Here is a 13,753-nt window from a genome sequence, read left to right as displayed (position 1 = left end):
CTTTGCTAGAGTTTGTTCATTTCGCAGAGTCGCAGGTTGGTTATGGTGGTCCAATCTCAGTCTTATGGAGATTTCTAATGTTTTCGAAATAACCGTGTTTTTATCTTGCCGCTTCATTTGCCTAACGGAAGGATCACATCCAATACGCATTATGGGAGGAATCGATATGGAAAACGCCAAGGTCCAAGATTTCATCGAAAGCAGCCAAGAGCAATGGGACGAAGAGTACAGATCCCGCATGTGGGATTATTTATCGGACATCACGGAATATGCCAGATACTCGGTCGTGTACGGATACATCCGAAAGTTTCTTGGGGAAGAGGGCATTCTGGATATGGGATGCGGGGCCGGCCTGTTGTATGACATGCTCTTGGACGATGAAAAATCGAATTATACCGGCGTAGACCTGTCCGAGGAAGCGATCAGAATCGCATCCGGCAAAACGTCAAGGAACTTATTTCAGCGCGCGGACATCAATCATTACGTTCCTCATAAAAGCTACGACGTCATCGTTTTTAATGAATCGCTGCAGTACGTGCCTAATACCGCTAGCAAGCTATTGGAATATGCGCGTTTCCTGACTCCGAATGGCGTCATCATATCTTCCCTATATTCACATAAGAACACCCAGGATCCCGATTTTCTCATGGTAGAGCATAAGATCGGCGAAATCGAAAGCTGTGATGGGTTTGATGTCGTAGATAAAGTCAGCGTGTTTAACCACAACGCGGGATTGAAATGGTATATTCACCTTTTGAAGGCCAAGAGCTAGTGATCCGTAGCATCATAAAAATCGTTCCGTCATTTGGCAGCCGCCAAGTGGCGTTTTTTTGTTTGGCCCCTCCATTAAGCGGGTATTTACCTAGCAACAGCAATGAACGAAACAAAGGGTGGGGATACCATGAAACGGATCGCAGCTGTCCTTCTATTATTTTCCGCCATTATGATACTGCTTCTGACTCATCTGGAGATGGAGGAGGAAGCACCGCAAGGATTCGCCGCCTATCGCTTGATTGCCCATGCCATGGGAAGCATCGGTGAACAGCCCTATACGAACGCTTATGAAGCCATGGTTGTTAACTATGAGAAAGGCACCAGGGTGTTCGAGATTGATTTGATGCTGACGGAGGATCGCAAAGTCGTAGCCAGGCATGAGTGGACGGAGAGCATGACGCAGCAGCTGGGTCAGAAGGAGAAGCTTCCGGACGATAAGCAGGCCGCCCGCCTGAGCCATGAGGAGTTTATTAACACGCCGATTTTGGAACAATACCAGCCGATGGATATTGAGGGGATTATGGATATGATGGAGCGTCATCCCGATATCTACATCGTGACGGATACGAAGGAGCAGAAGGAGCGGGATATACAGTACCTATTCGCGGAGATTGTAAACGCTGCTAAAGAACGGGATCCGAAGCTTCTGGATCGGGTTGTCGTCCAAATTTACAATGAGCCGATGCTTGATATGGTTCAGGACATCTACCCGTTTCAATCGATTATATATACGCTGTATGCCACGCAGGACTCACCCGCTGAGATCACGGCCTTCGTACAGGAGAACCACATTGACGCGGTTACCATGCCGGAGTACAAGGTCAGTCCGAATTTCGTAGCCAAGCTAAGGCAAGCCGGAGCCGTGACCTATGTCCACACCATCAATGACACGAACACCGTGAACAATTATGAAAAATGGGGCGTGTACGGCGTCTACTCGGATCTGCTGACAGAGCCGGAGCTGGAGCGGAACAGCTTGAGATATACGATGACAAAGCGACTGGAGTAGATGTACCTTACAAGGCACGCCTCATATCGCGTCCGTATGTGGAAAAGTTTGAGTTTGCATCCATAATAATGCTGAGCATGGAAGTCCGTGATCTCCATAAGAGATCGCGGGCTTTTTCAAGCTATCAGAAAGCATAAACTTCGAAGCTTGGCCTACTTGATATCACAGAAGGCACCATTTATATGTCTGGGATTGTGCGTCATGTGGTCTGGGATTGTACGTCGGTAGACGTTTTTCTTAACGAGGTATCCGCCCAAATCTCTTTCCAGAGGCGTGGTTATTATATCGACTGAACCGATAAACCGCAATTACCAAAAAAATGTTCGTATTTTATACGAACATAAATTGACTTGCTTACCGTGCTAGCATAGACTTATTTTAGTATGATAGTAACCCGTGAACGTGGAGGAATGACGCTTGAAAGAGATGATACAATCCTGGAGGCATGTGTTTAAGCTGGACCCCGACAAGGAGATCGATGACGAGACCCTTGATGCGGTATGCTTGTCAGGAACCGATGCCATTATGGTCGGAGGCTCAACCGGAGTCACTTATGAAAATACCGTGGATCTGTTGTCCCGAGTTCGGCGTTATGAGCTGCCGTGCGTGCAGGAAGTATCCGATCTGGAAGCCGTTGTACCCGGATTTGATCTATATATGGTCCCGATGGTTATGAATACGCAGGATCCGACCTGGATCATGGGCCGGCATCGCGAGGGAATCGAACGCTACGGGTACATGATCCCGTGGGATCTGGTCGTGACCGAGGGGTATATCGTGTTGAACGAGAACGCTGCAGTGGCCAAATTGACCGGTGCAGAGACTTCGATTGAAGCGAGCGCGGCTGCCGCTTATGCCCAGATTGCGGACAAGCTGATGAATCTGCCGATCGTGTATCTGGAATACAGCGGCGCGTTCGGGGACATGGAAACGGTCCGCACGGTTCGAAGATCGCTGGATAACGCCCGTTTGTTCTACGGCGGCGGAATAACCAATGCCGAGCAGGCGCTGAAGGCTGCAACTATTTCGGACACGATCGTTGTGGGCAACGTGGTGTACGATCATCTGGAGCAGGCGCTCGAAACAGTCAAGGCAATTAAGGGCTGATGGGTCCTATTAACTGATCTGCTGAAAAATATAGTGTCGCGTTAAGCCAGCCAGCTCAGGCTCTATAATAGTGTGATTATTCCAACTGCCTTGTGACGGTTAAGTATGCCTTTATTTCGTTTTAATTTTTGTTCCATTAAACCAAGCAACGCAGAATTCACGGTGTCTTAGACACGTAGCAATCTATACCGTATCCATTCTCCTTAATGTAATCTATATGCCAGACTCAAACCTTTTTGATCGTTTCACCTTTACCCAAGCTTATCCCTTATCAAATCTACATCTATTAGGAGGCAATGTTTATGCATTCCATTGACATACACGACGCCGTCAGACGTCTCAATCCACAGCAGCGCCAGGCCGTTGAAGCAACCGACGGACCGCTGCTCATTATGGCCGGAGCCGGTTCCGGCAAGACGCGGGTGCTGACGCACCGGATCGCGTACCTGATCGCCACGCGCAAAGCCGCACCATGGAGCATCCTGGCGATTACGTTTACGAATAAGGCAGCCCGCGAGATGCAGGAGCGGGTATCCAAGCTGGTCGGCCGGGAAGGCCAGGACATCTGGGTATCAACATTCCACTCCATGTGTGTGAGGATTTTGCGCAGAGACATTGAACGGATTGGCTTTACCTCGAATTTCAGTATTCTGGACTCTACCGATCAGTTGTCCGTAATTCGGAACGTGATGAAACATCACAACATCGATCCGAAGAAATTCGAGCCGAAGGCGGTTCAAGCGGCCATGAGCGCCGCGAAGAATGAACTGATCTCCCCGCAGCAGTATGAACAGAAAGCCGGAGACTATTTTGAAACCCTTGTAGCCAAGGTTTACACCGAATACCAAAAACGCTTGAAGAGCAACAATTCGCTTGATTTCGACGATCTGATCATGACCACGATCCAGCTGTTTAAGGAAGTGCCGGAGGTACTCGACTTCTACCAGCGCAAATTCCAGTACATCCACGTGGATGAATACCAGGATACCAACCGGGCGCAGTACATGCTCTGCCGCATGCTCGCGGACAGCCACCACCGCATCTGCGTTGTCGGGGACAGCGATCAGTCGATCTACCGCTGGCGCGGCGCGGATATCACGAACATCCTGAATTTTGAGCAGGATTACCCGGAGGCGCGAACGATTCTGCTGGAGCAGAATTACCGTTCGACAGCGAACATTTTGAACGCTGCCAACAATGTTATTGGCCTGAACACGGGCCGCAAGCCGAAGAATCTGTGGACCGAGCAGGGCGAAGGACCGAAGATCAAAGTGTTCCGCGGGGATACGGAGCATGATGAGGGGTATTTTGTCACCTCGGAAATTAGCAAGAACATCAAGGACGGCAAGAGCTATCAGGACCACGCGATTCTGTATCGGACCAACGCGCAGTCCCGGGTGATCGAGGAAATTCTGATCAAGTCGGATATTCCGTACCAGATCGTCGGCGGCATCAAGTTCTACGATCGCAAAGAGATCAAGGACATGCTTGCTTATCTGCGCCTGATTTCCAACCCGGACGACGATATCAGCTTGACGCGGATCATTAACGTGCCCAAAAGAAGCATCGGCGACACAACCGTGGCGAAGCTGGCTGCTGCAGCCGGAGAGCGGGGCATCTCGATCTTCCGCGTGCTGGAAATCGTGGACGACCTCGGTTTTGCCGGTCGGACGCGCAATGCGCTGGTGGGCTTCTACGACATGATCGCCGCGCTCAGCCGAATGGTCGAGTTTCTGTCGGTGACAGAGCTTACGGAAAAAATTCTCGAGATGTCCGAATACCGGCTCGAACTGCAAAACGAGAATACGATCGAATCCAGATCACGCCTCGAGAACATCGACGAGTTCCTGTCGGTGACGCAAGAGTTCGAGAAGAACAACGAGGATAAGTCGCTCGTCTCCTTCCTCACGGATCTTGCGCTGATCGCGGACATCGACTCGATGAACGATGACGAGGAAGACCGTGACGATGCTGTCGTGCTCATGACCATGCACAGCGCCAAAGGCCTGGAGTTCCCGGTGGTATTCATCATCGGCATGGAGGAAGGAGTATTCCCGCACAGCCGTGCCTTTATGGATAACGAGGAGCTGGAAGAAGAACGCCGACTTGCTTATGTAGGCATCACGCGCGCCGAGAAGCAGTTGTTCTTATCCTGTGCGCGCATGCGTACCTTATTTGGCCGCACGACGGCGAACATGCCATCGCGATTCCTGGAGGAGATCCCGGAAGAGCTGAAGGAAGACACCCAGATGGCGCATGACCGCTACCGCCGAGGCGGCGGAAGCAATGTGGGCGGATCCTATGCGGGACGCGGCTTCGGCGGCGGTGGAGGCAGCAACTTTGGCGGCAGCCGCAGCGTAGACCTCTCCCTCAGCGGATCGACCGCTTCCGCGCAAGCCGCGCCTAAGAGCCGGGTGACGATGACAACCGGTGGGTCATCCCGTCCAGCGGCTGCCTCGGGCAGCGGCGATTTTAAGGCCGGCGACAAAGTCGCCCATGGCAAATGGGGGACTGGCACGATCGTAGCGGTGAAGGGCAGCGGCAACGACATGGAATTGCAGATTGCATTCCCGGCGCCTGTGGGCGTGAAACGCCTGCTTGCCGGCTTTGCGCCGATTACGAAGGTGGAATAAGGGATAGAACTAGGTAAATATGCATAACGAAACGCAACCCACGATGGCCTTATTATATTGAAGGAGGATTGCCCCTGCATGGATTTCAAGGAAAAGATGGAGAAGCTCATTGCGGAGCTGAACAATTACAATTACCATTACTACACGCTGGATCAGCCGCTTGTAAGCGACAAGGAGTATGACGCCCTGTACGACCAGCTGGTAGCGTTGGAGGCAGAGACCGGAGTGACGCTCCCGGATTCTCCGACCCAGCGGGTGGGCGGGGAGATTCTGAAGGGTTTTGCCCCGCACCGCCATTTGGCTCCGTTATGGAGTCTCGATAAAGCCCAGAACATCGAGCAGCTCCGTACCTGGCATGATCGCGTGGTCAGGCTGGTCAATGACTATAATACGAAGAATCCCGGCAATCCTCTGCCGTCGCCTTGTTATGCACTGGAGCTGAAGTTTGACGGGCTGACGCTGAATCTGACCTATCAGGACGGCAAGCTGGTTCAAGCATCGACTCGGGGGAACGGAACGGTAGGCGAAGGCATTTTGGCTCAGGTGAAGACCATCAAGTCGGTGCCAATGACGATCCCGTACGCGGAAGGCACGATCGAAGTGCAGGGCGAGGGCATCATGAACCTGTCCGTGCTGGAACAATACAATCAAACCGCGGCCGAGCCGCTCAAGAACGCGCGCAATGCTGCCGCAGGAGCGCTTCGCAATCTGAATCCGAAGGTGACGGCCGAGCGTAAGCTGAACGCGTACTTCTACAATGTCGGCTACTCGGATGGAATCACTTTTGCCGACCACAAGGAAATGATGGATTTCCTGCGCGAGAACCGGCTGAAGGTCAACCCGTACATTTTCTATTTCGAGCAGTTTGATGATGTGATGGAGCAGCTGGCCGATATCGAAAAACGCCGCTCCGAGCTCGATTACCTCATTGACGGGGCGGTTGTGAAGGTGACCGATTTCCGCATCCGCGAGGTGCTCGGATATACCGACAAGTTCCCGCGCTGGGCGGTCGCTTACAAATTCGAAGCGGAAGAAACCACGACCGTGCTGCAGTCGGTTACCTGGAATGTGGGACGGACCGGAAAAATCACGCCACTAGCCCGTGTAGAGCCTGTTGAGCTTGCCGGAGTTACGGTGCAAAATTGTACGCTGAACAATATCGGGGATATTGAGCGCAAAAATCTCAAGTTCGCGCTGGGTTCGCGGGTCTTCATTCGCCGTTCGAATGACGTCATTCCCGAGATCCTCGGCAAAGTGACGGAGGAGCAGGATGGCGAAGAGATCCTGTATCCGGAACAGTGTCCATCCTGCGGATTTCCGCTGGAACAGCGCGGCGCCCACCTCTTCTGCAACAACAAGACGGGGTGCAAGCCGCAAATCGTGGCCCGGATCACGCATTTTGCCTCCAGGGACGCCATGGACATTGAGACGTTCAGCGATAAAACCGCGATCCAGTTATATGATGAACTGAGCGTGAGAGAACCTGCTGATCTTTATACGCTGTCGTTTGACAGCTTGCTGAAGCTGGAGCGCTTCGGCGAGAAAAAAGCCCAGAATCTGCTGGATGCCATCGAGAAGAGCAAGGAGCGGGATCTTGCATCGTTCCTATTTGCACTGGGCATACCGAATACCGGCAAATCCACAACCAAAATGCTGGCCGATCACTACCGTGATCTGAACCGCGTGATGGCCGCGACCGCGGAAGAATTAGTCGAGCTGCCGGACGTGGGCGGCATCGTGGCCGACAGCATCGCGGGATACTTCGCCGACCCGTTTGCCCAAGCGAGCATCCAGAAGATGCTCTCGCTGGGCGTCCAAGCGAAAGCGCCGGAAGCGCCGAAGCCGGTCAGCACGGATTCCTACTTCAGCGGCAAAACGGTCGTGCTGACAGGCACCCTCCATCTGCTGACCCGCGAAGAGGCAACTGAACGCTTGGAAGCGCTTGGCGCGAAGGTCACCGGCAGCGTGTCCAAGAAAACCGACCTCCTCATTGCAGGTGAAAAAGCCGGCAGCAAGCTGGCCAAAGCCCAGCAGCTCGGCATCGACATCCTGGAGGATGAAGAAGAGTTCGTGCGGTTGTTGAACGAATAACAGCATACCCTGGATATATTTTGCAATATCAGTTGCAACTCCCTAAGAACCGAGGCTATCGATAGCCTCGGTTTTTTCTTTTTCCCGAATTCCTTTCTCCTCCCTTACTTGCGATGTAAGCCATATTTTCCTTGAATCTATGACGTTTTCGATGATTCGTCAAAAGCTCCTAAACTTTCGACTGAATTTAACAAAAACATACAGAAAAGGATGAAGGAATCTAATTTTGAATTCTAGAATAATTTACCACGGGTCAGTCTTTTGCGGAAAGGAGTGGATACCATCGTTAGGCAGCACAGATATGCTGATGACATCCCGGACCCTAATTTGATTGGGAAATCTATCTTATGGGAGGGGCAAAGCCTTGAGTAAAAAGTTATGGTCTGCACTACTAAGTTTTGTTTTAACGCTATCATTGGTTGCACCAGCGGCCGGGGCGGCTCCGTCAGAACGGCAGATCGAGCTGGACAATCCGCTCAGTGCCGAAGAAGCTAGGCAGTTAAAGGATATGCTGAAACAGCGAGCTAAGCTTGCGGAATTTCCCACGCTTGATGAAAGCCTGCAAAGATCGGCTGGGGGTCCTACAAGGGTTATCGTAGAATTGTCGACCGAACCAGTGGCTTTGGCCAAAGGGCTTTCCTCGATTCAGGGCCAATCCTTTAGTTCTTCCGCGGAGGCGAAGGTCGAGGCACAGGTACAATTGGAGCAGCAGACTTTTATACGCAGCCTGAACACGAAGAACATCACGCATGAAATCTCCGATCAATATAGCTACGCATTCAACGGGGTGTCCATGGAGATCGATGGCAGCAAGGTTGAAGCGCTGCTGGATATCCCTGGCGTTCTAGGCGTTTATCCCGATCTGGAGGTAACGGTTGGCCCGAAGGGCGAAGTGAATCCATACATGAAAGACACGGGGCCGTTCATCGGTGCTCCTGATGTCTGGGATCTCGGATATACGGGCAAAGGCATTAAAGTCGGCGTTATTGATACAGGTATTGACTACGCTCACCCGGTTTTGAAGGATGCTTATAAGGGCGGGTACGACTTTGTCGACAATGATAATGATCCTTATGAGACGACTCCGCTCGACTGGGAGAATGATCCCTCCAATCCCCCGCAGGTCGATGACAGGGGGAGCACGTATTGGACCGATCATGGAACGCACGTAGCGGGTACCATCGGAGCCCGCGATGCCGGCGAATATGGAGTCGTGGGCATTGCACCCGAAGCGGATATCTATGCTTACCGCGTTCTTGGGCCGTACGGAAGCGGCTATTCCAGCTGGGTACTTGGAGGTATTGACCGTTCCGTTCAGGACGGAATGGATATAATCAACCTCTCCCTGGGCAATTCCCGAAATGATCCGGATTATGTAACGTCCGTAGCACTTAACAATGCTGCGCTGGCTGGTGTCACGCCGGTTGTTGCAAGCGGCAATACAGGACCAAACCGCTGGACGGTTGGATCGCCGGGGGCGGCGGCATTTCCGATTACGGTAGGAAACTCCACGGGTCCAAGCGACGAAATGGCGGCAACATCGCACTTTTTCACGGACGCGGAATTGCCGGGCGAGCCCATTGAAAAAAATGAGGGAACGGTTGAGCTTGGAGCAGGGCCAACACCATCCGTCACGCCTGACGAGCAGGCAGAAGTACAGCTCGATGAAGCTGCCCAGGCGGCATCGACCGACGATGCGGCTGCTATGGATGAGACAGCACCTTCCGTCGATCCGGAGCAGGAGTCAGTTCAATCGAGTGACGGCGCAGCAGAAGAGCCAGCCACTGATGAAGTGCCTGTTGAATCTGCCGACGATGAAGTAGCCCCTCAAGCTGACGATGCCGCTCCGGTTACCGTGGTAGATGCTACGTATAAGCTTGAATTAATGGCGTGGAATCTCGCCGAGGACCCGGAAGTCGTCCTGGATGGGGATTTCGGACTGATTTATGCGGATCTGGGTAAACCAGAGGATTTCGCTGGCAAAGACGTAGCGGGCAAAATCGCATTGATTAAACGCGGTGAACTCGCCTTCGTCGAAAAAATTGCGAATGCTAAGGCAGCAGGCGCGACGGGGGCCATCGTATTCAACCAGAACCCTGGCCCGATTGGCGTCTTGCTCGGTGACAGCTTTGCCTTCATTCCAACCTTTAGTATGAGCAAAGAAGACGGCGATTATATCAAATCGCTGCTCGATGCCAACCCGGATCTGAAAGTGAATTTCACGGACTTTATTAAGAACCGAACCGCAGGCGATGAAATCAACGATTCCAGCTCCAGAGGCCCAGCCAAGAAGACACTGGATATCAAGCCTGACGTGGTAGCGCCGGGTACGAGCATTTTGTCATCCGTTCCGGCATACGGGAAGGACATTGCTGGTGCAGATTACAGTCAGTCCTATGACCGTTTAACAGGCACCAGTATGGCGTCCCCGCATGTGGCAGGGCTTGCGGCTCTCATCCTGGAGAAGCACAACGACTGGACTCCGTTCGATGTCAAAGTCGCCTTGATGAATAACGCCAAAGTGCTGAATACCGAATCTTACGATGTGACAGATCAAGGGGCCGGACGCGTACAGGCGCTCCAGACCATCCAGGCAGAGGCGCTGGTGAAGGTGTTGGACAAGACTTCGTATCAAGAGAACGGAACAAGTAAAGAGCAGGATAATATTACTGGAAGCATTAACTTTGGTAATTTTACAGGAGCAACCGAACAAACCGTTCAGAAGAAAGTAAAAGTAGAACAGATTGGTGACATTGGCGGACGGTTTGAGGTCGAGGTTACTACAACGCAATCAACCCCTGGAGTAGCTGTTACAGTGGATCAATCTTCCTTTGATCTAAATGGAGAGAAAGAACTGGTTGTAACGCTTCAAGTTCCGGCAGGTGTATCAGGAGTTTCGGAACAGCAAGGCTACATTACTTTTAAAAACGAAACCCGCACTTACTCTGTACCATACGTAGCTTACTTCAATCTCGAGATGACCGGCGTCAAATATACGAAGGTCTATAGTGAGAACGAGAACTATCTGCCGCATTTCCCTTTGAACGAACAAGGAGAGCTGGGCGAACTGAATATAGGTTTTGAATTCTATAATCCTATGTTAGCTGTACAAATTGATCTATACGATAGCCTTCATCCTGAATCAGGGCCAGATGGTGACGGGCGGATTGGGCGAATATATTATGATGAACTAGATTTTGATGCAAACACTGAATTCGAGCTCCCTTGGGATGGTGTATTCGGTAACTATACCACTCTAAAATATGAGTTGATTAAAGACGGTCTGTACTCGGTTGAGCTTTTATCTCTTGGTACGGATGGAATCGTTTATTCCGATTACGCGACTATTCCATTCTTAGTCAAAACCAAGGCACCTAATATTAATACGAATGCAGATGTCAAAATCTCCGGCAAGAACAAGCCTGCACTAACCGGCACGATCGATGACCTCTATGTAACGGTAGTTCCAGCAATGTGGGATGAATGGACGATTGATTTTGACGTCAGCGAATGGCTGGATGCCACTTATGTGATTAAAAGAGCCAATAAAACGGTAGCGAAGGAAGGCAGCTTTGATGTCGAGCAGGATGGCGACTTTACCATCGCACTGGACGGATTGGCTTCGGGCAACTATACCGTCGAGCTTTCCGTCAAGGATCGCCAAGGCCTTGAAGGTAAAGCGACGGTTAACCTGCAATTGACAGGCGCACCTGGACCGGGCAACCCGGACCCGGGTAATGGCGGAGGATCCGGCGGCGGTTCCACGGGAACCCCGTCCACTCCTGCACCTGTAGTATCGGGCGATGCCAAAGTAACGGCGAAGAAAAATGCGGATGGAACCGAATCCGCAACGGCAGCTTTGTCTGAAGCAGCGGTTACTACAGGAATTACTAGTGACAGTAAGGAAGTGAAACTGGACGTATCCAAGCTGGATTTCAGCAAATACAGCGACGTAGCTCTGACCCTCGGCAAGGCAACCGTCGATAAGCTAAAAGCATCAGGCAAACCGCTTGTTATCACGGGTAACGGTTTTACCTTGACGGTGTCTGCCGAAGCTTTGGATGATTTCACGACGAGCAGCGGATTCAGCCTGACGGTTTCCGTAGCTGCAAGCAAAGCGGGATCTGGAAACACCTTGAACGCTGTATCCTCGATCGTTTCGGTCAAACACGGGGAGAAGTTCAAACATCCGCTTTTACTGACATTGAACTACGACCCGGCCAAAGTGAAGGATGCCCGCAAGGTGGGTGCCTACGTTCAGTCGGAAAAAGGTGACCTGCAATCCGCAGGATTGCTGCAATCGGCTGAGCGCGGATCGATCACGTTCCGTATCGAAGGACCGGGCTCTTATGTGGCCGCCGAGAATAACGTGACCTTTAACGATATCGTCAGCCACTGGGCTAAGGATGAGATTGAGGTTGCTGCCTCGCAGCATATCACGAACGGTACCGGTGCGGGACGTTTCTCGCCGAACAATGCGGTAACCCGTGCCGAATTTGCGACGCTCCTTGATCGTATTTTCGAGACAGGCATCGATTGGGAAACACGCAGCAAAGAAGCGGGGGCGAAGCATCCGCTGACCCGCGAGGACATGGTAGTCATGATTGCGGAAGCGTTGAAGATGGATTCCGAAACGGCATCCTTGTCATTTAGCGACACGAATCTGATTTCGGAGGATGCACGAGCGGCCGTAGCCTTTGCCGTAAACGAAGGTCTGGTGAAGGGAGTGAGCGGGAACCGCTTCGCACCGAGCGAGACTTCCACTCGGGCACAGGTATCCGTCATTGTGTACCGTTTACTGGATTATCTGAATAAAATCTAATGAAGGCTAAGCTGCTTCAATACAATTCTGGTTGAGCTAAAGAGGAGCTGCTCCATGTCATCGACGTGACGGGGCATCTCCTCTTTTTAATACGCTCGCTGCTATTTACATTCAACAAATAGGTTGATTCGACATTCTGGGGTGTGTAATATTTTGGTAACGACTGAATTCGATGAAGGGGGAGGACATGAGATATAGAACAGTGTTCTATGCAACCATTGCCATCGTGCTATTTTTCGTTATGGTTTCTGTAGTGGGGAATCTGGTTGAGGGATCAGAAGCCGGAGCTATTCAGTTGAGCTTCGAGTGGGTGACTAAATACGTGCTCCCATGGATATTCCTATACTGGTTCATAAAACTCGTCAAAAAAATGAAATAAAAAGACACTCACCAGCACCATTGTGCAGCCCGATGAGTGTCTTTTTCCATAGTACGACTATTCCCTTGACCACTGATCCAGCTTGTCATCACCCGGAAGAAGCAGGGCAAGCAGACCTAGCAACGGCAAGAAGCCGATGGCGATCATAACATTGCCGATTCCCCAAGCATCCCCGAGATTACCGAGCACAAGCGAACCGACCCCGCCCATGCCAAAAGCAAACCCGGTGATCAGCCCGGATACCGTACCGATATTCCCCGGATGCAGCATTTGGGCATACACAACGGTGACCGAGAAACTGGACAATAGAACAAACCCGCCGATCAGCAGCAATACAGCCGCCCAGAACGGGGAGGCGAACGGGAGAATCAACGCAATGGGCGCCGTGCCGATCATGGAGAGCATGATCATGTTGCGACGGCCAAAGCGGTCGGCCAGCGGACCGCCGAAGAAGGTGCCCACGGCTCCGGATGCAAGAAACAGAAAAATATAGATCTGAGCATTATCAATCGTGATTTTGTATGCATCCATGAGGTAGAAGGCATAATAGCTGCTAATGGCTGCGCCATACCAGGAGCGGATAAACACCAGAATGACGAGAACCAGCGTGGCATTGCGTACGCATTTCCGGCGAGCGGGATCAAGCATGCGTCCGGCCGCTTTCTTTTTAAACGTGTAACCGGCTTTCAGCATGCCGTGGTACCAATGGGCAACATAGGATTGCACGATGATACCAGCAGCGGCAACGAAGGTGAAGCCGATGGCGCCAAATTGTCCGAACGGTACGAAAATGTATCGTGTCAGAAGCGGAGCCAGTGACTGCCCGGCATTGCCCCCTACTTGAAAGATCGATTGGGACAACCCTTTTCGCATGCCTGCAGCCATATGAGCGACCCGCATTCCCTCAGGATGAAAGGTAGCGGAGCCTAATCCGATCA

8 protein-coding genes (1 of these 8 only partly in view) are annotated in these 13,753 nt (G+C 51.8%); 7 read left to right on the top strand and 1 reads right to left on the bottom strand.

The annotated features are described in order from the left end of the window. The first annotated feature begins 166 nt into the window (after positions 1 to 166). The 7 genes from MHH82_RS29730 (at position 167) to MHH82_RS29700 (ending at position 12,815) form a co-directional block, all read left to right on the top strand. On the top strand, positions 167 to 772 hold the full coding sequence (locus MHH82_RS29730) for a class I SAM-dependent methyltransferase (protein ID WP_340969119.1): 606 nt from the start codon (positions 167 to 169) through the stop codon (positions 770 to 772). 129 nt (positions 773 to 901) lie between these two features. Further along, positions 902 to 1,783: a phosphatidylinositol-specific phospholipase C/glycerophosphodiester phosphodiesterase family protein gene (locus MHH82_RS29725; protein WP_340969118.1), complete on the top strand. Its 882-nt coding sequence runs from the start codon at positions 902 to 904 to the stop codon at positions 1,781 to 1,783. A gap of 417 nt (positions 1,784 to 2,200) precedes the next feature. Then, positions 2,201 to 2,890 (top strand): heptaprenylglyceryl phosphate synthase, encoded by a 690-nt coding sequence (locus MHH82_RS29720; protein WP_036660285.1) that lies wholly within the window; start codon positions 2,201 to 2,203, stop codon positions 2,888 to 2,890. A 302-nt stretch (positions 2,891 to 3,192) separates the two neighbouring features. After that, positions 3,193 to 5,523, top strand: coding sequence for a DNA helicase PcrA (gene pcrA, locus MHH82_RS29715; protein ID WP_340969116.1), 2,331 nt, complete (start codon positions 3,193 to 3,195; stop codon positions 5,521 to 5,523). Positions 5,524 to 5,601: 78 nt separating this feature from the next. Then, positions 5,602 to 7,614 carry an NAD-dependent DNA ligase LigA gene (gene ligA / locus MHH82_RS29710; RefSeq protein WP_340969114.1) on the top strand — a complete coding sequence of 671 codons (2,013 nt, stop codon included), beginning with the start codon at positions 5,602 to 5,604 and terminating at the stop codon, positions 7,612 to 7,614. A 364-nt stretch (positions 7,615 to 7,978) separates the two neighbouring features. After that, positions 7,979 to 12,436 carry a S8 family serine peptidase gene (locus tag MHH82_RS29705; protein ID WP_340969112.1) on the top strand — a complete coding sequence of 1,486 codons (4,458 nt, stop codon included), beginning with the start codon at positions 7,979 to 7,981 and terminating at the stop codon, positions 12,434 to 12,436. Between the two features lie 187 nt (positions 12,437 to 12,623). After that, positions 12,624 to 12,815, top strand: a complete 192-nt coding sequence (locus MHH82_RS29700; protein ID WP_015737648.1) for a hypothetical protein — start codon at positions 12,624 to 12,626, stop codon at positions 12,813 to 12,815. A 57-nt stretch (positions 12,816 to 12,872) separates the two neighbouring features. On the opposite strand, the gene MHH82_RS29695 is transcribed toward MHH82_RS29700, so the two are convergent. Further along, positions 12,873 to 13,753 carry the 3' portion of an MFS transporter gene (locus MHH82_RS29695; RefSeq protein WP_340969111.1) on the bottom strand. 376 nt of this gene lie beyond the right edge of the window, so only the last 881 of its 1,257 coding nucleotides appear in the window; its start codon lies off the right edge, out of view — the gene reads right to left on this strand; the stop codon is at positions 12,873 to 12,875.

This window comes from Bacillus sp. FSL K6-6540, assembly GCF_038007545.1.
This window is presented reverse-complemented; position numbering and strand designations above follow the sequence as displayed.